The organism is Bacillus sp. EU55 (assembly GCF_038005925.1).
GTDB lineage: Bacteria > Bacillota > Bacilli > Bacillales > Bacillaceae > Bacillus > Bacillus velezensis.
This window is the reverse complement of record NZ_JBBOUE010000001.1, coordinates 370214-394721: the sequence shown is the minus strand read 5'-3', so window position 1 is coordinate 394721 and position 24508 is coordinate 370214. Positions and strand designations below refer to the sequence as shown.

At 49.0% G+C, this 24508-nt stretch carries 22 protein-coding genes and 1 pseudogene; 6 read left to right on the top strand and 17 right to left on the bottom strand.

The genetic code is table 11. The annotated features are described in order from the left end of the window. Positions 1 to 158: 158 nt before the first annotated feature. Together NYE50_RS01955 and NYE50_RS01950 are read right to left on the bottom strand one after the other, a co-directional pair. Complete coding sequence (locus NYE50_RS01955; protein ID WP_224988912.1) at positions 159 to 1586, bottom strand: sensor histidine kinase; 1428 nt, start codon at positions 1584 to 1586, stop codon at positions 159 to 161. Beyond that, entirely contained in the window at positions 1573 to 2256 is a 684-nt protein-coding gene (locus NYE50_RS01950) for a response regulator transcription factor (RefSeq protein WP_022552587.1), read from the bottom strand. The genes NYE50_RS01955 and NYE50_RS01950 overlap by 14 nt, the downstream gene beginning before the upstream one ends. 212 nt (positions 2257 to 2468) lie before the next feature. Here NYE50_RS01950 and NYE50_RS01945 point away from each other — a divergent pair, with 212 nt between their 5' ends. Beyond that, positions 2469 to 3902, top strand: coding sequence for an ABC transporter permease (locus tag NYE50_RS01945; protein ID WP_224988911.1), 1434 nt, complete (start codon positions 2469 to 2471; stop codon positions 3900 to 3902). A gap of 14 nt (positions 3903 to 3916) precedes the next feature. Next, on the top strand, positions 3917 to 4600 hold the full coding sequence (locus tag NYE50_RS01940; protein WP_022552585.1) for an ABC transporter ATP-binding protein: 684 nt from the start codon (positions 3917 to 3919) through the stop codon (positions 4598 to 4600). Positions 4601 to 4703: 103 nt separating this feature from the next. Here the strand turns inward: NYE50_RS01940 and NYE50_RS01935 are convergent, their stop codons facing one another. The 10 genes from NYE50_RS01935 to gerKA form a co-directional block, all read right to left on the bottom strand. Further along, positions 4704 to 6050: an MmgE/PrpD family protein gene (locus NYE50_RS01935; RefSeq protein ID WP_159353773.1), complete on the bottom strand. Its 1347-nt coding sequence runs from the start codon at positions 6048 to 6050 to the stop codon at positions 4704 to 4706. After that, positions 6047 to 7198, bottom strand: coding sequence for a M20 peptidase aminoacylase family protein (locus tag NYE50_RS01930; protein WP_224988910.1), 1152 nt, complete (start codon positions 7196 to 7198; stop codon positions 6047 to 6049). Before NYE50_RS01930 ends, NYE50_RS01935 begins: the two co-directional genes overlap by 4 nt. 17 nt (positions 7199 to 7215) lie before the next feature. Further along, complete coding sequence (locus tag NYE50_RS01925; protein WP_224988909.1) at positions 7216 to 7965, bottom strand: amino acid ABC transporter ATP-binding protein; 750 nt, start codon at positions 7963 to 7965, stop codon at positions 7216 to 7218. Positions 7966 to 7978: 13 nt separating this feature from the next. Further along, positions 7979 to 8653: an amino acid ABC transporter permease gene (locus tag NYE50_RS01920; RefSeq protein ID WP_007410261.1), complete on the bottom strand. Its 675-nt coding sequence runs from the start codon at positions 8651 to 8653 to the stop codon at positions 7979 to 7981. 22 nt (positions 8654 to 8675) lie between these two features. Continuing rightward, entirely contained in the window at positions 8676 to 9467 is a 792-nt protein-coding gene (locus NYE50_RS01915) for an amino acid ABC transporter substrate-binding protein (RefSeq protein WP_172869087.1), read from the bottom strand. A 28-nt stretch (positions 9468 to 9495) separates the two neighbouring features. Continuing rightward, on the bottom strand, positions 9496 to 9987 hold the full coding sequence (locus NYE50_RS01910) for a GNAT family N-acetyltransferase (RefSeq protein ID WP_003156352.1): 492 nt from the start codon (positions 9985 to 9987) through the stop codon (positions 9496 to 9498). A 13-nt stretch (positions 9988 to 10000) separates the two neighbouring features. Further along, entirely contained in the window at positions 10001 to 11326 is a 1326-nt protein-coding gene (locus NYE50_RS01905) for an LLM class flavin-dependent oxidoreductase (RefSeq protein WP_094296447.1), read from the bottom strand. A 168-nt stretch (positions 11327 to 11494) separates the two neighbouring features. Then, on the bottom strand, positions 11495 to 12613 hold the full coding sequence (locus NYE50_RS01900) for a GerAB/ArcD/ProY family transporter (protein WP_025853768.1): 1119 nt from the start codon (positions 12611 to 12613) through the stop codon (positions 11495 to 11497). 24 nt (positions 12614 to 12637) lie between these two features. Beyond that, on the bottom strand, positions 12638 to 13864 hold the full coding sequence (locus NYE50_RS01895; protein WP_224988908.1) for a Ger(x)C family spore germination protein: 1227 nt from the start codon (positions 13862 to 13864) through the stop codon (positions 12638 to 12640). Next, on the bottom strand, positions 13851 to 15491 hold the full coding sequence (gene gerKA, locus NYE50_RS01890; RefSeq protein WP_172869090.1) for a spore germination protein GerKA: 1641 nt from the start codon (positions 15489 to 15491) through the stop codon (positions 13851 to 13853). The genes NYE50_RS01895 and gerKA overlap by 14 nt, the downstream gene beginning before the upstream one ends. A gap of 121 nt (positions 15492 to 15612) precedes the next feature. Here gerKA and NYE50_RS01885 point away from each other — a divergent pair, with 121 nt between their 5' ends. Beyond that, positions 15613 to 15834 carry a hypothetical protein gene (locus NYE50_RS01885; protein ID WP_007410254.1) on the top strand — a complete coding sequence of 74 codons (222 nt, stop codon included), beginning with the start codon at positions 15613 to 15615 and terminating at the stop codon, positions 15832 to 15834. 91 nt (positions 15835 to 15925) lie between these two features. Here the strand turns inward: NYE50_RS01885 and NYE50_RS01880 are convergent, their stop codons facing one another. Further along, positions 15926 to 17671 carry a right-handed parallel beta-helix repeat-containing protein gene (locus tag NYE50_RS01880; RefSeq protein ID WP_172869093.1) on the bottom strand — a complete coding sequence of 582 codons (1746 nt, stop codon included), beginning with the start codon at positions 17669 to 17671 and terminating at the stop codon, positions 15926 to 15928. 278 nt (positions 17672 to 17949) lie between these two features. Here NYE50_RS01880 and NYE50_RS01875 point away from each other — a divergent pair, with 278 nt between their 5' ends. Both NYE50_RS01875 and NYE50_RS01870 read left to right on the top strand, forming a co-directional pair. Next, a complete protein-coding gene (locus tag NYE50_RS01875) occupies positions 17950 to 19428 on the top strand; it encodes a peptide MFS transporter (protein ID WP_012116786.1) in 1479 nt (492 codons plus the stop codon). Between the two features lie 116 nt (positions 19429 to 19544). Then, a protein-coding gene (locus tag NYE50_RS01870) for an IS3 family transposase (RefSeq protein WP_099721935.1) occupies positions 19545 to 20695 on the top strand; the annotation gives its coding sequence in 2 pieces (ribosomal slippage) (positions 19545 to 19818 and positions 19818 to 20695; 1152 coding nt in all). Between the two features lie 65 nt (positions 20696 to 20760). Here the strand turns inward: NYE50_RS01870 and NYE50_RS01865 are convergent. The 4 genes and pseudogenes from NYE50_RS01865 to NYE50_RS01850 form a co-directional block, all read right to left on the bottom strand. Next, entirely contained in the window at positions 20761 to 21222 is a 462-nt protein-coding gene (locus NYE50_RS01865) for a hypothetical protein (RefSeq protein ID WP_021495129.1), read from the bottom strand. Further along, positions 21222 to 21449: a non-oxidative hydroxyarylic acid decarboxylases subunit D gene (locus NYE50_RS01860; protein ID WP_007410250.1), complete on the bottom strand. Its 228-nt coding sequence runs from the start codon at positions 21447 to 21449 to the stop codon at positions 21222 to 21224. The genes NYE50_RS01865 and NYE50_RS01860 overlap by 1 nt, the downstream gene beginning before the upstream one ends. Before the next feature lie 17 nt (positions 21450 to 21466). Continuing rightward, positions 21467 to 22888 carry a phenolic acid decarboxylase BsdC gene (bsdC, locus tag NYE50_RS01855; RefSeq protein WP_172869976.1) on the bottom strand — a complete coding sequence of 474 codons (1422 nt, stop codon included), beginning with the start codon at positions 22886 to 22888 and terminating at the stop codon, positions 21467 to 21469. 2 nt (positions 22889 to 22890) lie between these two features. Continuing rightward, a pseudogene (locus tag NYE50_RS01850) lies at positions 22891 to 23492 on the bottom strand (UbiX family flavin prenyltransferase). 93 nt (positions 23493 to 23585) lie between these two features. Between NYE50_RS01850 and NYE50_RS01845 the strand changes: the two are divergent. Beyond that, the gene (locus tag NYE50_RS01845) at positions 23586 to 24458 is read left to right on the top strand and encodes a LysR family transcriptional regulator (RefSeq protein ID WP_172869975.1); all 873 of its coding nucleotides are present in this window, start codon (positions 23586 to 23588) and stop codon (positions 24456 to 24458) included. Positions 24459 to 24508 lie beyond the last annotated feature (50 nt).

Genomic DNA, 24508 nt, shown 5'->3' with positions numbered 1-24508 from the left:
TCCTTCACCCTCCCCATCCAAGACCTGTTTACCAGTTATTTTATCACGTTTCCGTCTCTTTCCATCCCGAAAAACACGCAAACTTTGTTTCGGCAGAGCGCAATTTTCCGAGTGGAGTTAAAACAGACGGCGGCCAGACGAGACCGCCGGTTTCAAGATTATTCATTTTTCGTATTCAGCGGAAGGCGGATTGTAAAGGTCGTGCCTTTTCCTTTTTCGCTGTTAATATCTATCGTACCCTTGTGCATTTCGACGAGCTGCCTGACGATGGACAGGCCGAGTCCGTATTCGCCGTATGCCGTATTCCTCCGGGACACGTCCGCCTTATAAAACCGCTCCCATATATGCTCAATTTCCTCTTTGGAGATGCCGATCCCGGTGTCTTCGATTTCAATCACCGTTTCTTTATAGCCTTCATACCCGCGCAGCGTGATGTCTCCCTTTTGCGTAAATTGTATGCTGTTTTTCGTGATGTTGACGAGAATCTGGATCAGCCTGTCATAATCGGCGAACACTTTGACGCCGTCCTCCACTTGAATACGCAGCTGATTTTGTTTTTCCTCCGCCTGCAGATTGAGATGCTCTTTAATAATTTCAAACACCTCGATGAGCGGCAGGCTGAGCTTGTCCAGTTTGATTTGCTGGGATCTGATTTTTTCATAATCCAGGTTTTCTTTCACGAGCCTGAGCATCCGCTTCGTTTCTTCGCTGATCAGCGAGAAGCATTTCTCTTTATCTTTTTCCGGGATGGTGTTGCTGTTAAGCCCCTCCACAAGTCCGTTAATGGTCGTCAAAGGCGTTCTCAGCTCATGGGAGACATCGGCGATAAATTGGCGCCTCCGTTTTTCGAGGCGGTCAATCTGCTCTCTCGATTGCTTCAGATTTTTGGCCATGATGTTGAAATCGGACGCCAGCATGCCGATTTCATCGCCGCCGCTGTTCTTGAGCGAAATATCGTAATCACCGGATGCCACTTTTCCGGTCGCATCCCGCAATGTCTGAATCCGCTTGACGTGAAATTTAGATAAAAGCCAGCTCAGCAGAATCGTGATGATAAGGGTGCTGATGATCGCGTAAATCATATAGCGGTTGACCTGGCTGATCATCTGCTCGACCCCTCTGACGGGAGACACGAGCAGCACCGCGCCTTTAAATTGATCGTTGATAAAAAGCGGTTTTGCGACAAGCGATACTTCCAAGCCTTCCGTATTAAAACGGTTCATTTCCGCTCTGATCTGAACGGTTTTCCCTTGCTTCAGCATGTGCCACTCTTTACTTTTCAGCTTCTCGCGCGGCGGCATATCGTCAGGAAAAAAGTAAGGCTGCTGATGTTCATCAAAAATAATAAACCTGGTCTCTCGCGTTTTTAACATGTCCTGATACGGATACAGGCGGCGCAGATCAAGATCGCGGCTGTTCAGCTCACTTGTGATCTGTTGGGCGTAAGATGACAGCTCATCCACTTTATTTTGATACGCAAAATCTTTCACAAAGTGCGAAAACAGGGAAATGATGATGAAAAAGGCCAAAATCAAAATGCTGACATGGCTTAACAGCAGCTGATATAAGTATTTAATCCTCATCAAATTTGTATCCTACCCCCCACACCGTGTATAAAAACGGTTTTTCGACACTGGACAGTTTTTTGCGCAGCCGTTTAATATGAACATCAACCGTACGTTCATCGCCGTAAAATTGATAGCCCCACACCTGCTCAAGCAGCTGCTCTCTCGAAAAAACCTGGCGCGGGTTTTGTGCGAGATAAAAGAGCAGATCGAATTCCTTCGGCGTCAGATTCTCGACAGGTTTTCCGTGCAGAAACACTTCCCGCGTCTTCTTATTGATTGAAAAACACGCCGTTTCGATCAAGTCGTCGCTTTTTACGGCCTGCCCCGTCGCCCGGTATCTTCTGATCACCGCTTTAATCCGCGCTACTAGTGTCAGCGGGCTGAACGGCTTGGTGACATAGTCGTCGGCCCCCATTTCAAACCCGATCACCTGATCAGACTCCGTGTCCTTTGCGGTCAGCATAATAATCGGCACACTGCTCGTCTCTCTTATTTTCCGGCAGATCGTCACTCCGTCCATGGATGGAAGCATAATGTCCAGAATGACCAAATCCCAGTCCTCTTCCGTGAACCGCTGATAGCCTTCCACTCCGTCATGGACAAATTCGGCTTCAAATCCTTCTTTAAAAAAGAACATTTCCGTCATGGTGCATACGCTTATATTATCTTCTATCATTAATATCTTCATTTGTTCCTCCGCTTATCTTGACGCTTTTTCTTATAATAGCACCATTTTACCCGGATGTTTTCGGGTTTCACAAATGTTAGTTTTTATTTCATCACCCGGAAATAGTTTGTTCATATTTTTTTCATACATTTCTCCTACTATATACATATCGGATGGCCGGTGCTAAAGGAGGCCGGTTTCACAAGATCTGACATCCATACGGAGGAACAGACATGAACTTTATAAAAAGAGCCTTTTGGAGCATGAAGGCAAAAAAGGGAAAAACATTTTTGCAGCTGGTTGTGTTTTCAGTGATTTGCATTTTTGTCCTGTCCGGTCTTACGATCCAGTCAGCGGCAAAGAAATCAAGCGAACTGGCAAGGCAGCAGCTCGGCGGGAGCGTCACACTCCAGGCTGACCGCCAAAAGCAAATGGCGCAGCAGCAAAAAGACGGTGAAAAGCGGACGTTTGAATCAACGCCGATTTCCGTCTCAGATGCCAAGAAGCTTACATCTTTACAGCATGTTAAAAATTACAACTTCCTCACGACAGCGTCAGCAAATGCAGAAAGCTTTGATGCGATAAAAAGCTCAGGCGAATCAGCAGATAACCGTTCCGGCGCCGGCCGTTTTCAAGGCGGCGGAAGACAGATGATTTCAGCTGATATCTCGATCGAAGGCGTGCTCTCTACGGCATTGCTTGACGATTTCACAGGCGGGAGCTCAAAAATCACTGACGGCCGCGCCATCACAAAAACAGATGCGGACGCAAAAGTCGCCGTGATTAATGAAACGCTGGCAGATCAAAACAAGCTGAAAGTCGGCGGCTCCATTACCGTTTCCTCAGCAGCGGATGATTCTGTGAAAACGAAGCTTAAAATTGTGGGAATCTATAAAACAACATCCTCAGGAGACGATCAGGCACAGCATTTTTCATTCTTAAATCCTGACAATAAAATCTATACGCCTTACACCGCCGCGGCGGCGTTAAAAGGGTCTGATAACAAAAACAAAATCAGCTCAGCCGTTTATTATATGGATGATGCCAAATATATTGACTCATTCGTTGCGGCTGCGAAAAAAACATCTGTAGATGATAAAACCTACGCGCTGACGACAAATGATCAGGTGTATCAGCAAATGGCCGGCCCGATTGAAAATGTCGCGTCATTTTCTAAAAACGTAGTATACCTTGTATCCATCGCGGGCGCGGTCATTCTCGGGTTGATCGTGATGATGTCGATCAGGGAACGCAAGTATGAAATGGGTGTCTTGATGGCGATCGGCGAAAAGCGCTGGAAGCTCATCGGACAATTCTTAACGGAAATTCTGGTTGTCGCCGTTATTGCCATCGGGATCGCATCCGTCACGGGCAGCCTTGTGGCGAATCAGCTCGGAAATCAGCTTCTTTCCCAGCAGGTCAGCTCAGCCGGTGATTCGCAGCAAACAAGCGGCTGGGGCGGAGGAGAAATGCTGCGGGGAGGCGGCATGTTCGGTCAGCATTCATCCGGCGCGGATGTCATCAGTACAATGCAGGTAAACGTCTCGCTGAATGACCTTCTGATTCTTGGCGGGATCGGCGTCGCAATTGCCGTCATTGCCACATTACTGCCGTCTGTATCAGTCATGCGGCTTCACCCTAAAACGATCCTGACCAAGCAGGAATAAGAGGAGGCAGCATAATGAGCCTATTAACCTTTCAACAGACCGGCTACTGGTACCAAGACAAATCACAGCCGCTGTTTCAGGATATAACGATCAGCTTTGAAAAAGGGAAGTTTTATACAATTGTCGGCGCCTCCGGAACGGGAAAAACAACGTTTCTGTCTCTGGCGGGCGGCCTTGACACACCTAAAGAGGGAAGCATCCTTTATAACGGAGAAGACATCTCCAAAATCGGATTAACCAAATTCAGAAATCAATATGTCTCTATCGTCTTTCAATCTTATCATCTGATCCCGTATATGACGGCGCTCCAGAATGTCACAACGGCGATGGAGATCACCGGCTCTAAGGAGAACAACAAAGATGCGTTCGCGCTCAGCATGCTGAAAAAAGTCGGCTTCACCGAACAGCAGGCCCGTCAGCGGGTGCTGACATTAAGCGGCGGACAGCAGCAGCGCGTTTCAATTGCGCGGGCTTTCTGCTGTGACACGGATTTGATTTGCGCGGACGAGCCGACGGGAAATCTCGACGAGGATACGTCAAAGGAAATCGTCCGGCTCTTTCAGGACTTGGCGCATAAAGACGGCAAATGCGTCATCATGGTTACGCACGACGAACAAATTGCCAAAGTTTCGGATATCAACATCCGCTTATCAAGAGGAGGTTTCACGGTAAAAGAAAACGGCACGGCCGTTTCCTGATACCGCGCCCCTGCCAGCGCAGACAGGGGCGCACCCTATATCCCCCTATTCAATAGAAGTGAACGTAAAAAGAGCGAGGGCTGCATCCCCCCGCTCTTTTTATTTATATCAGCTGTAAATAACGGTCCATATTTGATTGTCGGGCTGCTTTGATCAATTCTTCCGCCTTTTCCTCTTCCCCCGGCAAAGCGAGCCGGAGTTTGTCTTCAATGTCTTTTTCAGAAAGGCCGTTTCCCGGCGCTCCCTTCGGACAGTCGATACGTGTTTCATAGACATGACCGCCGGAAGCCGTAACCCGTACAATTGTAAAACGGCCCTTCGGAACGGCGTTTTCAGCCGGCTGAATTTGGTCATCGCAGCTGCGGTGAATCCGCTCAAATCCTTTTTGAAAGGATTCCGGAATCGGCTCGGATGTGAAATGTTCAACTGAAAAATCCTTACCGTGCAAAGCTAAGGTGATCACATATTCCACGCTGAACCGTCCCGCTTCGCCTGTTTTCGGACGCCGTTCTGTCAATGCGGCGTCCCCGCCCGGCGGATAAATCACTTCGATCCGTTCCGTTTGGCCGAAAGTGAGACCATGTTCGGCCTTCAGCTTGAGAATGGCGTCCGCCGCATGATGAGCCGCCGAGCAAAACGGATAAACCTTAAACCAAAGTCCCGGGCTCACAATCCGCCAAGGTTTTCCCCACCCGTTTACAAGCAGGGTTTCTGCCCGTTCAAGATCGCCGTACAGTCCGAAAAAACCTTTCTCCCCGTCGAGCGCATGAACTGAGCCGCCGAAACCGGCCTTTGCAAGCTTTACGGCGAACAACCCGGCTTGAGCGGCCAGTCCGGCGTGGAGCGGCTTCATTTCTGTCCCGAATTGCACTCTCATGCCTCCGGAGCGGGCAGCCGCAAACCCGATTGCTTTCTGCAATTGGGTTTGATTCAGATTCTCCGCGAATCCGACGGCGCATGCGGCCGCAATGGCACCTAACGTTCCTGTATTGTGCCAGCCTTTCTCGTAATGATGCCTTCCAGCTGACTCGCCGAGCCGCGCCATCACTTCGATTCCCGTCACATAAGCACCGAGAAAACGGCTTTTGTCTATACGGCCGGCTGATGCGGCTGCAATCAAAGCCGGAAGGATGACTGCGCTCGGATGTCCTCTTACATCAGAATGAACATCATCAAAATCAAGCGCATGTGCGATGAAGCCGTTAATGAGCGCGGATTGGGACGGCGCGGTTTTTTGATTTCTGCCGATAAGCGGCGCTATCGGCACCCCGCCTTCTTCTTCGGCCAGTTTTACCAGCTTTTCAACTCCTTTATCCCGTCTCCCCGCAAAGGCTGCCGCTGTAAAATCAAGCAGTCCTTTGCGCGCTTCTTTCATCGCTTCAGCGGATGTTTCCGGCACAGACGACATGACGGCCTGAGCAAGCCCGGCCGTCAGATTTTCCGTATTCAATCCGTCTGCTCCAATACGTTGACGGTCAGCCGGGCGAAAAACTCAGCCGCTGCCGGGAGCGCTTTTTCGTCGAGTGTGAAGGCGGGATGGTGCCATTCTTCTGTTCCGTTTGTTCCCATCCAGACGAAGAAGCCGGGGATTTTTTCTTGATATAACGCGAAGTCTTCGCCGCCGGGCGACTGTTCTGCCCGAACGGTTTGAAGCCCGAGATCTTCAGCCGTTTGTTCCGCCGCCTGAATGAAACGGGCGTCGTTCATCACTGACGGAAGGTAAGGATACCAGCGGAATTCGGCTTCTGCCCCGAACCCTGCCGCGATTCCTTCGGCAACCCGCTTCATATGTTTCGGAACAGCGTCACGCGCTTCCTTTTGAAACGTCCGGACGGTGCCTTCCATTTCAACATGGTCCGGGATGACATTCCAAGAGCTGCCGCCCTGAACTCTTGTGATGCTGACGACGGCATTGTGAAGCGAGCTGATATTTCTGCTGACAACTGATTGCAAGCCGCCGATGATCTGTCCTGCCGCCTGAATCGGATCAATGCTGTTATCAGGGATTCCGGCGTGGCCGCCTTTTCCTTTAACAGTGATTTCAAAGCGGTCGACACTCGCCATCAGCGGGCCTTCTTTCAGACCGACCGTGCCGACGGGGAAGTCAGGTTTGTTATGCATGCCGAATATCGCCGATACACCGTCAAGCGCGCCGGCTTCAATGACCTGTCTTGCTCCGGCGGCAATTTCTTCCGCGGGCTGAAAAATAAACCGCACCGTTCCTTTCAGCTCATGCTTTCTCTCATTTAATAAAAAAGCCGTGCCGAGGATAGATGCCGTATGGAAATCATGGCCGCAGGCGTGCATCACGCCGCTGTTGCGCGAAGCAAACGGAAGGTTTGTTTTCTCTTCGATCGGCAATGCGTCGATGTCCGCTCTGACGGCGATGACGGGGCCGCTTTTGTCTCCTTTGATTTCAGCGATCACTCCGGTTTGAAGTTTCGGCATATCAAGAACCGTAATTCCTTCTTCCTCCAGCCAGCGGCGGATTTTATTCGTCGTTTCGAATTCCTCGCCTGACAGCTCAGGGTGTTCATGAAGGTCGCGGCGGATATTGATTAAACGTTTGTTTAATGATTCATACGTTTCATTTGCCATTTCTTCTTCTTCCCTTCTTAGACAAGTTCGGCAGGCTCTCCCACTTGCTTAATGAATTTTTTCGTCCGTTCGTTCTGCGGATTGTCAAACAGCTCTTCCGGCGTTCCCTGTTCGACGATGCGTCCGTCCGCCATAAAAATAACTTTGTCGGCCACTTCACGAGCAAAAGCCATCTCATGCGTGACGATGATCATGGTTGTCTGTTTTTCGGCAATTGATTTGATGACTTGGAGCACCCCGGCTACAAGCTCAGGGTCAAGGGCCGAAGTCGGTTCATCCAGTAAAATCGCGTGAGGATCAACGGCCAAGGCGCGCGCAATCCCGATCCGCTGCTGCTGTCCGCCTGACATCGTAATCGGGTAGCTGTCCGCTTTGTGTTCTAAACCGACTTGCCGCAGCAGATCCATACCGATCTGTTCCGCTTCTTTTCTCGGTTTCTTTTGCGCGGTGATCAGCGCCTCTGTCACATTTTGCAGGGCGGTTTTGTTTTTGAACAGGTTGTAATTCTGAAACACCATCGCCGTCTGCTGGCGAAGCTTATGAACGTCTTTGCGCGAATAGGACGCTGCATTCAGCTTTGCATCACCGATTTCAATGATGCCGTCATCCGGGCGCTCCAGCAGATTCAAACAACGGAGGAGCGTTGATTTTCCCGAGCCTGACGGGCCGATGATGGCCGTGACTTCGCCGCTTTTGATCTCAAGGTCGATCCCGTCAAGTACGGTAAGGTCTTTAAATGCTTTTCGAATATGTCTGACTTGTATCATCCTGAGCCTCCTCCTATGTGCGATAAGGCTTGCTGATCGCCCGTTCGAGCAGATCCTGCAGCACACTGTAAATAATCGTAAGAATCCAGTACATGACCGCGACGGCTAAATACGTCTCAAAATATTTGAGGTTGCCTGATGCGTACATTTTTCCTTGGGCGAACATTTCCATCACTCCTAATGTAAAGGCGAGCGATGTTTCTTTTAACAGGCCGATAAACGTATTTCCCGTCGCGGGAAGCGCGTTTCTGACGGCTTGCGGGAAAATGATCCGTCTGTACGCCTGGGATTTTGTCATTCCGACAGACAGACAGGCTTCAAGCTGCCCCTCATCTACTGAGTTGAGCGCCGCGCGGAAGATTTCAGCCAAGTAGGCGGCATTCTTCAGGCTTAACCCGATAATCGCCGCAGTTAACGCCGTCATCTTGCTCATTCCGGGAAACAGCTGAGGCAGGCCGTAATAAATTAAGAAAAGCTGGACGAGCGTCGGCACGCCCCGGAAAAATGAAATATACACCTTTGACAGCTGGTGAAGCACAGGAACACGATTTTTTGTGATAAGCGCTAATATAAGGCCGCCGATCACGGCAAATACCATGGCCGCGACGGCCATTAGTAATGTGATCGGCAAGGCTTCGATTAACGCGGGAAAAGCTGAAAACATAAATCCCCAATCAATGCTGTTCATTCTCGATTTTCACCGCCGTTTCTTAATGCTTTGCTTCCGTTGTGATATCTTCTTTAAAGTACTTTTCAGACAGCTTTTTCAGCGTGCCGTCTTTTCGCAGGTCTTCAATGGCTTTGTTTACTTTTTTGCGAATCTTATCGTGAGCCGCATCTTTCGCAAACGGGAAAGCGACTTTTTCATAGACAATCGGGTCTCCTGCTAATTTCAGAGGCAGACCGGTCTTTTTGATCTGGGCGATCAGGACGCTGCGGCTGTTTACATAAGCGTCAACCCGTCCGTAAGCCACGTCTTTCAGCGTGCCTTCTTGTGTTTCATACGTTTTCATGTTGATTTTTTTATCCGAGTCCTTGCTCTCAAGGTTTTTCGCGTGGTTTGAGCCCAGAACGGCCGCCACTGTTTTTCCTTTTAGATCGTTGACTGATTTGATGTCTTTGTTATCGTTTTTGACGACGATTTGAGTGCCCGCATACGAATACGGTTCTGTGAAGTTATACGTTTTCTTGCGTTCGTCCGTGACAGCGACCTGGTTAGAGATGGTGTCGAGTTTGCCGGTCTGGAGCTCTCCCATCAGACCGCTGAATTCAAGCAGCTTCCAGTCCAGTTTCATGTTGATTTTTTTTGCAACGGCTTCCATGACATCCACGTCAAAGCCGGTCAGCTTGCCGTTTTCTTTATATGCGAACGGATAGCTTTGTCCCGTGGCGCCAACATGCAGTACGTTATCGCCGCCTTCGCTTTCTTTTCCGTTTCCGCATGCTGATAAGACCGCCAAAAGTGCGGCAGACAGCAGTAAAGCCCATGTTTTCTTCTTCATTGAAATCCCGCCTTTTCCTATTAAAATGTTAATCCTGCAATTGTTTTTTTAAATAGATGGTGATGTGCCCTTTTCCTAGATCCTTTTCGCCTGCACGGACGTAGCCTTTTCGCTCGTACATGCCGATCAGCCACGGATGCTTGTCCGCTGTGCCCAGTGACACGAAAGGCGCTTTTAATGTGTCGCGGAGCACTGTATTCTCCAGCCACTCCAGCATGTCTGAGCCCGTCCCTTTTTTTCCGGTTTCAGGATCGACGGCAAACCACCAAATATGAGGAACACCGTACGGCCCGGGATTCGGCCCCCACGGCATCCGCAGAGAAATCGTCGCCAGAATCCGGCCGTCTTCCTCCAAAACGTAACAGGCGTTTTTTTGTATGTTATTCAAAACGAGTTCTTTATCCGCCGTGGCAGCGGCAAAATTGATACCGAGCTTGCGGATCGGTTCATACGCCCGCAGTGTCAGTGAAAGCAGCTCATCAGCGTCTGCCTCCGTTGCGAGCCGGTATTGTCTTGACATGATGAGCCCTCCTTTAGCCGGCATATCGGTTTGCCGGTTTTTCCAGTCCGAAATGTTCTCTGAGCGTCGTTCCTTCATACTCTTTTCTGAACACGCCCCGTTCTTGTAAAATCGGAATCACTTTGTCTACAAAAAGAGTGAGACCTTCAGGCAAAAGCGGCGGCATGATGTTAAAACCGTCACAAGCTTGTTTTCCGACCCATTCTTCCATCTTATCGGCAAGCTGTTCCGGCGTTCCGACAAAGATATGATGGCCTCTTGAACCCGCCACATATTTGTAAAGTTCGCGGATGGTCATGTTATCGCGTTTGGCCATCTCCTGAACGAGCTTGAACCGGCTTTTAACGGCATTCGACGCATCCGCATCCAATTCAGGCAGCGGGCCGTCAAGCGGGCAGGCGGAAAGGTCGACGCCGCCCAGATAGTTTTGCAGAATGTTCAGGCCGACAGACGGAATGATGAGGTCTTGGAGCTCTTCATATTTTGCCTTTGCTTCTTCTTCGGTATCGGCGATAACGGGAAAAATTCCCGGCATGATCGCGATTTTTTCAGGATCACGGCCGAAAGAAGCCGCTTGTTCTTTAATAGATTGATAGAATTCCTGCGCGGATTCCAAATGATTTTGCGCGGTGAAAATGACCTCCGCCGTTTTGGCGGCCAGCGCTTTTCCGTCTCCTGATGATCCGGCCTGAATAATGACCGGGCGCCCTTGAGGTGTGCGGGCGACATTTAACGGCCCTCTCACGGAGAAATATGTTCCTTTATGGTTCAATTCATGCATTTTGTCTTTATCGAAAAATGCTCCTGATTCTTTGTCACGGATAAAGGCGTCTTCCTCCCACGAATCCCATAATCCTTTGACGACTTCAACGAATTCTTCCGCGCGCTGATATCTGAGATGGTGCTCAAGATGCTTTTCGCCGCTGAAATTAAGCGCGGTCGATTCAATCGATGATGTGACGACATTCCAGCCCGCGCGGCCGTTGGAAAGATGATCAAGCGATGCAAATTGTCTCGCGATATGGAACGGTTCGCTGTATGTGGTAGATGCGGTCGCCGTCAGACCGATGCGGGATGTGACCTGAGCGAGCGCCGACAGCAGCGTAAACGGCTCAAAGCGCGTCAGCACATTCGGATGTGATTTGCCGTCTATTGATAAACTGTCCGCCAAAAACAGCATGTCCAATTTCCCCCGCTCAGCCGTTTTCGCCAGTTCTTTGAAATAATCCAAATTCATGCTCGCGTCCGCCGGTGCCTGAGGATGTCTCCAAGAAGCGACATGATGGCCGGTGCCCGCGAGAAACACACCGAGTTTGATTTCTTTTTTCTTTGTCATGATGGATCTCCTTCTATTCTGAAATACGGTTCGGAACATATTAACACCATTAAACCTATATTTCCTAGTAATTTTATAAGAATAAATCAAAATGTACAATTGTCAGGCAAGTTTGTCAATGCATTAAGACAAAAATCATGATTTTTAAAATAACCCGGCGCACCGGCCGGGTTATTTCTTCGAAACTGTATAGACGGTCCCTTTGACCTTTTTCTTAATAACGGCAATGATAAGCAGCAAAACGGGGAACAGCACTTGAAACGGAAGATGAATATAGATCGGCACAATGTTTAAGCCTTCATTCATGTGTTCCGAAAAATTGCTTGCGATGCTGATGGAGAGAATCAGCACCCCCAATCCGACCGGGAAGGCCAGCTGGGACGGATTTTTTTCTTTAAACAGCGTGGACACGCCCACGACAACCGCATATGTAAAAAGGCTGACTTTGAAAAAACCGCCGATGACGAGCACGAGCATGAAAAAAACATCCAGCCGGTCTAAAAACTCTTCCACTTTAATTGTCTGTATGGTGCTCAGCAGCGGAAATTGAGAGCGGAGCATTAAGTTGACGTCCAGCACACAAATATTAATCGCCACTGACATTGCCAAAAACAGGCCGCTGATGATAATCGCCAGAAATCCGGTTTTCTTCACCTTTTTCCGATCTTTTAAATAAGGGAAAATCATGACAAACACGATTAATTCACCGAACGGGATGAACATCGTCTGTTTAAACACGGAATAAATGACCGTTCCTGCACCCTCAGCTAAAACGGGCTGGAGAAATCTGAGGTTGATCGTGCCTGAGCTGATAATGAGGATCAGCCCGACGGCTGTCAGAAAATACATAATGCCAAACAGCAGCTCGCCGGCTCTCGCTATCACTTCAATACCCTTTCTGACCGCAAATATCGCGGCGATCATCAGCATGGCATTCACAATTAAAAGCGGCGTGTCCTGGTAGGCGAAGGTGACAAGCATTTCGCCAAAATCCCGCAATACGCGGGCCGCGATATAAGAAAAATAGAGAATATAAAGAAGCGAGACCGCCCAGCTCAGATGTCTGCCGATCAATTCGTTCATGTAATCTCTCGGAGAAGACTCAGGAAAAAATTGATACAGCGCCTGATAAACGTAGAAAAGTCCGAGACCGGTAACGCACCCGAGAAGCACGGACAGCCACGCATCCCGCCCGGCCATCGTGCCCGGCGGGATCAATAACGAACTGCCCAATTCAAACAAAATGATCATAATAAACAGCTGACGCGTGCCGATTTTCGCATTTTCCATACGCTTCGCTCCTTTCCCCTCACATCAATTATGCTCAAGCTTGTCTGAGAGAGGATTATTCCGCAAGCCCGTTCTTCTGATAATGACTTCCGTTTTGACATCTACGGGGAGATTGGGGAAATATTCTTCCTCCCACTTCCCTTTGAACTTTTTCCATTTGTCCGGATGCTTCCGATAGATCAGGTCTCCGAAGCCGACGAAGTCATTCTTACGGGCTTTTATATCTTCAATTGATTTGGTGATATCTTTGTCAAGCTGCACGCTGAGCGCCTTTTGCATCGTCATCAGCACTTGCGGATCAGACAGATGGAAAGGGTATCTGACAGCGTCCACCAGCCCCTCGACCTGAGCATGCACGTGAATATGCGGTTTTCCGTTCGGAAAAGTGGCCGTCACCTTTGTATTCTGGCGGGTGACCTGCAGACTGATTGCATGCTTCACGTTCTTCCAATCCGCATTGATGAACGTATGCTTGATCCTATTGAGCAGCCATACAGCCCCCACACTGTCGTCATCCTCAATCCAGTAATCCAGCCTCCCATCCTTTTTGAACACCGCCAGTCCGTCCGCTGACAGCACTGCTTTCGGTTCAGTTGTCTGCGTATTTTCCATCGTAGGACCGGCTTTATCGTCTCCGTGCATTTCATAACCCGGAATAAACGGAGACCCGGCCGGAGAAGCGAGATCAATCAGAACATCCTGAAGGCTGGTTTTAATGACTCTGCCGTATTGTTCCTGCGTGAAGCTGAGCGTCTTGTTCACTTTATTGGAAGGGATTTTATCAATCGGCGTCAGCACTTTAATAATGTCTTCAGCCTTGCAATTATGCGCGATCACAACGGTTGCGGTCCTCCTGAATTCGGTGTCGCGGTCAAGATTGTCCAGAATAAAACTGAGCCCTTCCTCTTTCGCCAGTTTTTCACTGAACACCACGAGATTCGTATGGGCAAAATAGAGCCTTCTGGACACTTTCATCGAGCCTTTTCTCAAAGCTTCCGTCATATTGTCTCCGGACACCGAATAGACGGAAACCGGAGGCCGGTCTCCCGCTCCGCCGCCCTGCAGACCGCCGGCCACATTTCCCGGATTGATAATTTGGAAATGAAGGACGTATTTTCCCGTTTCGGTCCGGTCAATACCGATGGCGGAGATCACCGCTAAATCGGTCAGCTCCCTTTTATCCCAGCATCCGGATACAAACATAAGGGAAACCATCGTACAAAGGATAAGCATCCATTTACGTCTTTTCATTACCGTCGCCCTCTTCTACATCTTTATTAACCATTCCTCTGGATGTCTCCGGTTTCGGTCTTTGATGTTCCCCTTGGCGCCTGTTGTTTTCCTGCACGAGCAGTCCCGGCCTTTTTTCATCCGCCCATAACGGAGCGCGGAGGAGGGAATCCTTCAGTCCGCCCGGGGTTAAAGGAGCGAGCGGGGACATATACGGAAATCCGAATGAACGCAGGCCGCACAGATGGACAAACATCATGATAATGCCCAGAATCAGTCCGTAAAATCCCATAACCACCGCTGACAGAATAAAGAGAAACCGGATCAGCCGCGCAGATATCGCCATGTCAAAAGCCGGGGTCGCAAAGCTGGCAATCGCCGTCAGCGCGACGACGATAACCATGGCCGGGGAGACGATGCCGGCCTGCACGGCGGCCTGGCCGATGACAAGCGCTCCGACGATGGAAACGGCGGAGCCGACAACTCTCGGAAGCCGGACACCCGCCTCCCTGAGAATCTCAAAGGCCACTTCCATCGTCAGCGCTTCAATCACGGCCGGGAACGGCACCGTCTCCCGCTGAGCCGCGATGACAATCAGCAGCTGCGTCGGAATCATTTCCTGGTGAAAAGTCGTCGCCGCCACATAAATCCCCGGCGCCACCAGTGAAATGAAGAAGATCAAAACCCGCAGCACCCTGATGCTGGTGGCGATATCAAATCGTGAATAATAATCCTCAACGGATTGAAAAAATTGAATAAATAATGCCGGCGCGAGGAGAACGAACGGCGTTCCGTCCACGATAATCGCAAATCGTCCTTCCAGCAGATTCCCCGCCACGACGTCCGGCCGCTCCGTATGATATACGGTGGGGAACACAGAAAACGGCGCGTCTTCAATGAGCTGTTCAATGTAGCCGGATTCCAGAATGCTGTCGATGTCAATGTGCTTCAGCCGCTTGCGGACTTCCTTAATCAGCTTTTTATCGCAAATTCCGTTAATATACATCAGCGCGACATCCGTATTCGTTTCGTGTCCGATCTCCATTTTTTCAACCCATACATCAGGCGTTTTTACATACCTGCGGATCATGGAAATATTGGTTTGCAGAGATTCAGTGAATCCCTGCCGCGGGCCGCGGAAAGAGACCTGGGTGCTCGGCTCTTGAATGGACCGGTGCTCTCCCCCTTCCGTGCTGGCGATCAGCGCCTTGTCAGCCCCGTCGACAAAAATGAGCGTGCTGCCCGCCACCAGCCCGGCATAAAGACTTTTCCATTTTTCTTCCTCTTTCACCCCGCCGATCGCAAGCGTTTTATCGTATATCAGGCAGACTGCTTGTTCCGGCTGAACGGACGGGATGTCGATTAAATCCTCCAGAAGGGATTGGCTGACGAGCTGTTCGTCTACCAAACCGGCGATATACACAATTGCGGCCGGAAGCTCTTCTTTTCCGATTTTCAGCCGGCGGATGACGACATCGGCACTGTTGCCGAACCTCTCAGACAGTTTCTTCATATTTTGCTTTAAGCTGAGGGAGATCGGCTCATCCCGCTCTTTGTCCGGCTGGCTGTCCGCTTCTTTTCTGCCTTCATTGTCACGGTCGTTTTGATCGGCTTTTTTTTGTTTCTTCTGCTTAAAAAATGGCGGCATATCGCAAAAAACCTTTCCTCGTTTTTTTCATATTCTTCCTGTACGGCAAAAGATTATGCACGGCGGAAAGTCTGTATAAGTTCTGCGTAATCGAAAAGGATAAAAAGGGAGAGTGATGCGCATGAAAATATTGGGGGTTTCATTTTTTTTGCTTGCTGCCTGTCTGATCATTTCAGTAACGATAGATATGCTGCAAGGTTTCAGTTTCTATGGAGCGGTCCAAAACAACCTGTCCGCTTTTAAATTGACCACCTTCTCAGAATGGCTGATGCTGTTTTTATTCGCCCTCTTTTTAATCAGAGAAATGATCGTTTTATATAAATCAGGTAAAAAAGATGCCTGACAGGCGCACGGCTGTATTGTGTCAAAAAAGAACACATCCCTCCTTCTTTCGGAGTTCATGTGTTCTTTTTATTTTTCCGGCGGGACCGTTTTCAGATGACGATATTTCCGCTGTCCGTATCTGTCGCGTGTTTCACAATGACGCCTCTGATAATGCGGTTGCCGATGATTTTAGTACTTGCGGAGGAATTGGTTTGGATGGCGGAAGCAGAAGTGGCGGAAAGGTTGTTGATGGTATTGCCCGACACGAGGGAATTTGAGGTTCCGTTCAGATAGATGCCGATCGGGCTGCCCGCCGTTCGGTTGATCGTGAGCGTATTGTCTAGGACTTCATGCGTGCCTGAATTCAGATACACGGTAACGATAAGCGGTGATGATTCAAAGCGGTTGCTGATGACAGAGGTTCCCGAGGATGTTGAACTGAAAATGGGATAGTTTTTGTAGCTTTTGAAGAGATTTCCCTTGATGACAGCCCTGGCGTCATTTGTCACAGATACGGCATAGGACTCCGCGGCGCCTTGATACGCATTCGGAATCAGCGTATTTCCTTCAATAACGGCATTTCCGCCTGTGACCCATATGCCCCGGCTGAACGATTTCAGCACATTTTGTTTTACGGTGATATTGCCGGCCGACATGCTGATCCCGTCCGTTACCTGATTCAGAGTATTATTCATAAAGACGGCGTTTTCCGACAGCGTCGCCCGCATCCCCGTGCTTCGTCTCGTTTCGGAACGTCCGTTTTCAATGACATTGCCGTCAACGGTCACATCTTCCGCCTGATAGACGGAAATGCCCGTATTTTCAAATTGACTGATTTTGTTATGGGTGACGAGGACGCTTTTTCCCCTTACATCTATTCCGGTGGAAAAGCCGGTAATCAGATTGTTGGAAATGACGGCATTGCTGCTGTCCTGCCCTTGTGACACACCTTGTCCGGCGACTGCGGTTCTTGAGCCGCCGTCTGACCGAAAGAAGACATTCCCCGAAATGACGGTATGTGCCCCATACCCGTAGCTGATTGTGTTATCGGAATGATTTCCTTCAATTAACACATGATATCCGTTAAAATTGGTGACTGAGCTTGCGGCGTTTCCGGAAAAGAAGTTGTTGCGGACCGTAATATGAAGAGCTTCTTCATAATCAATATCGCCTTCTCCGTACGATTCAATATCGATTCCGAATTTCGGAGCCGTTCCGTTCCCTTGCCCGGCGTCTTCAATCACGCATTCTTCCACCGTAACGGTATGGCAGCCGGTGATTGAAATGTTGTTCCGCCTTGACTGCCTGATCTCACAGCGGCGGATGGTCACCTGTTCTGAAGTTTCGTAATCACTGTTTGTTTTTAACCCGAGCGGGCTGACAATAATGCCGTCTCCCGTAAAATCGGAAATCTTCACATTTTCGATCAGCACATTGCTGCTGCCTTCAATACAGATTCCAAACCCCCATTCATGGGTCGACCGCAAAGGGACATTGGTATACGTGTGTTCATCCCGTTCCCCGATGATCCGGCCGCCGGTGATGGTGACATTTTCACGCCTGCCTATATAGAAAGCCGAGTAGCCCCAGGAGCTGTTCGGCGCCACTTTAATCGTGCATTCCGGATCTAAAACGATGGTGAGATGGCTCGGCACGTTAATCCCGGCGTTCCGAAACGGCTGGCTTCTGTCCCCGCCAAGCGTGCCGTTGATTTTATACGTTCCGGGCGGAAAAAACACCGTATGACAGCCTTCGCTGACGGCCCTGGCCAAGCATTGGTTGATGGCGCCCGTCACGTCGGTTTTTCCGTCTGCCGCCACACCGCAATCCGTAATATCCAATATACGATTCGGCAAGTGATAATCTCCTCCTTCCTCTCTTATTGTCATCTTATTCCGCCATATCCCGCTCCGCCTGTACATACTTTAAATTTTTTAAAAAAAGTTTATAAAGATAGTTTAGTCAGATAATATAACAAAATAAGTCATTGGAATTAGGAAAATCCGTCTATATTCAACGTTTTAATATCTTTTCATTCTGGAATTTTTTGAATTCAGTATAAATTATATTGACACAAGTATTATATAAGAATATGATTTTTGTAATACACTTTTTTAAGAAAGGGTTGGCTCAGGTGGCATCTATTGATAAGGACTCTATAACAGAAACTGTGCCGCAACGAGGCTTTTTCGGTCATCCCCGCGGCTTGTTCACACTGTTTTTCACCGAATTTTGGGAGCGTTTCTCCTACTATGGTATGAGAGCCATATTGCTTTACTATTTATACACGGAAGTCGCTCATGGCGGTCTCGGCTTTGATAAAACGACCGCAGTTGCCATCATGTCCATATACGGGTCTCTCGTATACATGTCGAGCGTCATCGGCGGATGGCTGGCCGACCGGGTATTCGGCACGGCAAACACCGTATTTTACGGCGGAATTTTAATTATGTTCGGGCACATCGCTCTTGCCTTCCCTGGCAGCACAGCGGCGTTTTTTACCAGCATGGCTCTGATCATTATCGGAACCGGCCTGCTTAAACCAAACGTATCCAGCGTTGTCGGAGATTTATATACGAAGGAAGACGAGCGCCGCGACTCAGGTTTCAGCATCTTTTACATGGGGATCAACCTCGGCGGATTGCTTGCGCCGCTAATTGTCGGAACACTCGGACAGAAGTACAACTACCACTTAGGCTTCGGATGCGCCGCGGCCGGTATGTTCCTCGGACTGATTGTTTTCGCTCTAACGAGAAAGAAATACCTCGGCAAAGCAGGCTCCAATGTACCGAATCCGATTTCTAAATCATCAGTGATCGGCACGGGAATCGGAGTGGTCATCGCAGCAGCCGTTATCATCGTTCTGATCCAAACCGGCTGGCTGACGATCCAGCGTGTGATTGACACCGTCAGTATCCTCGGCATTGTCATTCCGGTTATTTACTTTATCGTGATGTTCACAAGCAAAAAAGCGACGAAAACGGAAAAATCACGGCTTGCGGCTTATGTTCCGCTGTTTGTTGCAGCGGCAATGTTCTGGGCGATTCAGGAGCAGGGCGCGACGATTCTTGCTTTATATGCGGATCAGCGCACGAGACTTTCCTTTGCGGGCATGCATCTTGAGTCTTCATGGTTCCAGTCTCTGAATCCATTATTCATCGTTATTTTCGCGCCGGTGTTCGCCTGGATCTGGATGAAGCTCGGCAAACGCCAGCCTTCAACACCGATTAAATTCGCGATCGGCATTATCCTTGCCGGATTATCATTTTTAGTCATGGTGCTTCCGGTTATGGGCGGAAGCGGCGAGCTTGTGAGCCCGCTTTGGCTTGTGCTCAGCTTCCTTTTGGTTGTGCTTGGTGAGCTTTGCCTTTCACCGGTCGGTTTATCCGTCACAACAAAACTTGCGCCTGCCGCTTTCTCAGCGCAGACGATGAGCATGTGGTTTTTAACAAACGCCTGCGGTCAAGCCCTGAACGCAAAAGTAGTCGGTTTGTTTGATAAGATTTCTGAAGCGGCCTACTTCGGCTCAATCGGTCTTGTTTCGATCATTCTCGGTATTATTTTGATTCTTCTGTCTCCCGTCATTAAACGGGCGATGAAAGGCGTACAATAAAAGAAAAGCCTGCGGAATCGTGGGACTGACCCCATAAGATGAGACAAACAAAAAACACCTTCAAGTTTGAAAACGGATGATTGTTAGCCGAAATTAGACTTGGAGGTGTTTTTTCTATGGGGACAAGAGTGAGTTATCCGGTTGAAGTGAAACAGAAGGCTGTAGAAATGAGATTGGCAGGCGTGCCTATGAAAGAGATCATGCAGGAATTGAATATTAAGAATAAGACACAGGTTCAGACATGGGTTAGATGGCATAAGACTGGGGATACACATCGATTCGAACAGCCTGTCGGAAAGCAATACACTTACGGAAAAGGCCCGGAGTATTCTTCCGAATTAGAGAAACTGCAGGCAGAAAATCGTTATCTGAGACAACAGAATGAAGTTTTAAAAAAGTGCAACGAATTGGAAAGGAAGCTGATAGCGAAACGCCAGTCGAGCTTGTAGAAGCATTGCGCGGCACAATGACCATACAGGATATCTGTATTCATTTAGGTATCTCACGAGCATCTTATTATCGTTGGAAGAAGAATCTGATGAAAGATAACCCTAAATACCATTTAGAAAAACAAATCGGCACGTTGTGCCGAGAACACAAGTTTCGATATGGCTATCGGAAAATCACAGCCATATTAAAAAAGGGAATGCGTGTGAATCATAAAACGGTTCAGCGCATTATGCAGAAGAATCAGTGGCAATGCCGGGTTAAGGTGAAAAAGCGCAAGAAAGATGGGCAGCCATATGCCGTGGCCGAGAATATATTGGATCGAAACTTTCAGTCTGAACGCCCTCTGGAAAAGCTAGTAACGGATATCACATATTTGCCTTATGGGCAGAAACAATTGTATCTTTCCAGTATATTGGATTTATACAATGGAGAAGTGATTGCTTTTACAATTGGCGATAGACAGGACACAGACTTTGTCTTACACACACTTGATCAGCTGCCCGCACTGCCAGAGAACTGCGTGTTACATAGTGACCAAGGTTCTGTTTATACATCTTATGAGTATCAGAAAGCTGTTAAAACAAAAGGCATTACCATGAGCATGTCCCGCAAAGGGACGCCCGCTGATAATGCCTCCATCGAATCGTTTCATTCCTCACTAAAGTCTGAAACGTTCTATCTTAACAGCATTGATCGAACTACGACGACCATCGTAGAACGCACTGCCATAGAATACATTCATTATTATAACAATATTCGTATTCAAACGAAACTAAACAGCCAATCGCCGATACAATATCGGCAATTGGCTGTATGAAGGTGTTTTGATCCCTGTCTCAAAAACAGGGGTCAGTCCCTCGTCCGCAGGCTTTTTTTATGCGTCTATCGTTTTAACTCCTCAAGTGTTTCTCTCCATCTCTTCAAGACATCTTCCGGTTCGTGGAGCTGGATGGCCGGTCCGGATGTCAGATCCGCGTATTTCGCCCGATCTTCCTTGACGGTGATCACGCGGCAGCTGAACCGTTCCCGCTCGTGTTTCGCCTCTTTCAGCGGCGGAAGCGCCTCACATTCCAATGTGACGTAATATGCGGCTCCTCCGTGCCAGGCGATGAAAAGCGCTTGTCCCGAATGCAGCAGGCTGCTTACGGTCGTCGTGTTTTTCCATAAGGCGAGCCGGAGATTTGTTCTGCTCACGGCCACGATTTCACCGGCGCTGATCATGGCCGCGTGCGGACGGCCTTCTTTTGTCACGGATTGGAGCACAAATGCGTCGTGCTGCTTTTTTTCAAGCTCCGTCCCGTCTAAAAGCGTGTAAAGCGCCTCCGGCAGCTGCTCCGTCAGCATTACGCTTTTCTTTCCGGAACAGCGGGAACATGTGCGGCCGTCTCCGTTTCTTTCGGATCAATTTTAAATGCCGGGTTGAATGCCGCCGGATTCGTGATGCTTTCCGGTTCACAGGATCTCCATGTGAAAAAGCAGGTTTGGCATTGGTATATTTCCCAAGCGCCTTTGACCGGCGATTGGCTGACAGTTTCTCCTTTTTTCGATTCACAGCGCGGGCATGTTTTCATTGCAATCTCATCCTTTCTTATTGATTCATCAAGTCCATCAGTTTTTGTTCCCACTCTTTCGTTGTCAGCGGAGAATCAAGCGGCTGAGAATAATGGCCTCTTGTTTCCGGCGCGACAGGCGTTGTCGCGTCAAGAATCATTTTGTGTGTCATCCCTGCCGGATCAGACCCCGGGTCAAGCGGAAGGACGGACAGGTCAGGAATGATGACTGCATCGTGTTTCGGATGCATTTTCGTTGAGAGCGCCCACATGACTTGCGGGAGGTTAAACGGATCGACATCCTCATCCACGACAATGACCATTTTGCAGTAGCCGAGTCCGTGCGGCGTGGTCAGGGCGCGCATGCCGACCGCCTTGGCAAAGCCGCCGTAGCGCGTTTTCGTGGAAATAATGGCGATCAGCCCGTGCGTATACATCGCGTTCACGGCGACAATTTCGTTCGGATAAGCTTCCTTGAGCTGCTGGTAAAGCGGCACGCACGTATTAATGCCGATCATATAATCGCACTCCGTCCACGGCATGCCTAAGTATAAATGTTCAAAAATCGGATTGTTTCTATGATATACCCGTTTGATTTTGATCACCGGCATGCTGCGGCCGCCGGAATAATGGCCCGTGAACTCACCGAAAGGCCCTTCGTATTCCCGTTCTCCCGCAAGGATCTCTCCTTCCAGAACGACTTCAGCGCCCCAAGGGATGTCTAAATCAGACAATTTAGATTTGACGATTCTGTAGGGCTCCCCTTGAATTGCGCCGGCCATTTCATACTCGGATTGATCGTATAACAGCGGAGTTGATGCAGCTGTCGTAATCACCGGCTCACAGCCGAGCGCGATCGTAACGGGAAGATTCACGCCGCGTTCTTCAGCTTGGCGAAGATGAATCGCAATATCATGCTGAGGCACGGGCTGAATGCCGAGGCGGTCTTTTCCCTTTACCTGCATTCTGTAAATACCGACATTCTGCTTGCCGAAATTGTCCGGATCTTCAAGATCGCGGGAAATGACACACGCTTTATCCAAATAGTAGCCGCCGTCCCCCTGGTTGATTCTGAATAGCGGAAGGATGTCAAAAAGATTGATATCTTCCGTTATTTCATTTTCATGAAACGGCGCGGTTTCTTCCCGTTTGACCGGCACCGGAAATGCATCGTACCGTTTGGCAAACTTAAAGAATTGTTCTTTTACAGGCGTATCTTTCGGCATGCCGAGCATCATCGCGTGATTCGGCCACGAGCCGATGACATTCAGAGCCACCTGCGCATGGTGATGTCCGTAAATATTGTTAAACAAAAGCGCAGGGGTTTTATCCCCGAGATTGCTGGCTGCACGCGCAGCGGCACCCAGATCCGGCTCCGGTTTTACCTCTTCGTTGACTGTTAAGAGCTGCCCTTCTTTTTCAAGAGCGGCGAGAAATTCCCTAAAATCCTGATAGGCCATTATCAGATTCCTCCTTTTTGTTTTTCAATTCCGTACCACCGTTTCGCTTCCGGCAGACGGATGCCGAACTGATCGAGCGTCCGGAACACAATATGATCTATCAATTCATCCATGTCAGCCGGCTTGTTATAAAATGCCGGCATCGGCGGAAGAATGACGGAACCCATTTTTGTAAGCGCTAGCATATTTTCTAAATGGATTTGGCTGAGCGGCGTTTCTCTAGTCAGCAGCACAAGTTTTTTCCGCTCCTTCAGGATGACGTCAGCAGATTGTCAGCCATTCCGGTGCGGATGCTTGCCAGTGATTTCATGCTGCACGGAGCGATGATCATCCCGTCCGTTTCAAACGAACCGCTTGAAATCGCCGCCGCCTGGTCTTTGTGAGAATACGTATAGGATGCGAGTTTCTCGACATCTTTTAACGTATAATCGGTTTCATGTGTAATGGTGACATTTGCCCAAGGAGACACGACAAGATGGGTTTCGATCTCCGCAGCTTTTAAATATTCTAAAAGCCTGATCCCGAATATGGCTCCCGTTGCCCCGGTCATTCCGATGACGAGCTTCATATTGACCCCTCCTTTACGCTTGAAATGTGGTGTCAAAACCATCATACTCCTGATATATCCATATGAAAAATATTCGTTAAATCTATGTATCATACCTTAAAGGTATAAAAGAAAGGAGCGAGCGTTCTCATGGATATCCGGCAATTGCGTTATTTCATCACCATTGCCCAAAAGCAGAAAATCACGACGGCCGCCAAAAAGCTTCATATGGCACAGCCGCCTTTAAGCAGACAGCTGAAACAGCTCGAAGAAGAATTGGGCGTCATTCTGTTTGACCGCAATAAAAAGAAACAAATGACCCTTACATATGAAGGAAATGTCTTTTTGAAAAGAGCGAAAGAGATTCTTCATAAGTTTGAGGATGCCATTATCGAGGTACAAGAGCTGAAGGAGGAGGTGGCCGGGACACTTGCCGTCGGGTCAACCATTTACTGCGCAGCGCTCATGCTTGAGAAAGTGTCACAGATGAAAGAGCGGTTTCCGCATCTCACCTTTAACATTTGGGAAGATGAACCCGTCTCACTGCTTGAGCTTCTGGAAACCCGGCAGATTGACGCCGCCGTGACCACCACCTTGATTAAAAACGACGGCATTGAATCGAAGGAGCTTGAAGACATTCCGTGTGTATTGGTGCTGTCCGAGCATTCAAAACGACTGTGCGCAGAAACGATTAAACTGAATGATATCGCCTCTTTGCCTCTGATCCTTTTGCGTACCGTCAATGGAAGAGGTGTGTATGACCAAGTCCTCCAAGTTTGTGAACAGTACGGTCTCGACCTTCAGGTTGTATGTGAATGCCATGACTCCGCGACGCTTTTGAGCCTCGTATCGTCAGGGTTCGGCGCCACGATTCTGCCTTTGACGATGATTCCCGTCCATATGCGCTCGCATGTCAAAACGGTTATCATCGAGGACAACCCGTTTGTCATGACACCGGCCGTCATCTGGAGGAAAGACAGCTACCTGCCGAAGCCTGTCAGACAGTTTTTGGAATTATTTTGATCTCAGAACACGAAGAATTCCCGCTTATGAAAACCAATTACTTGACTCAT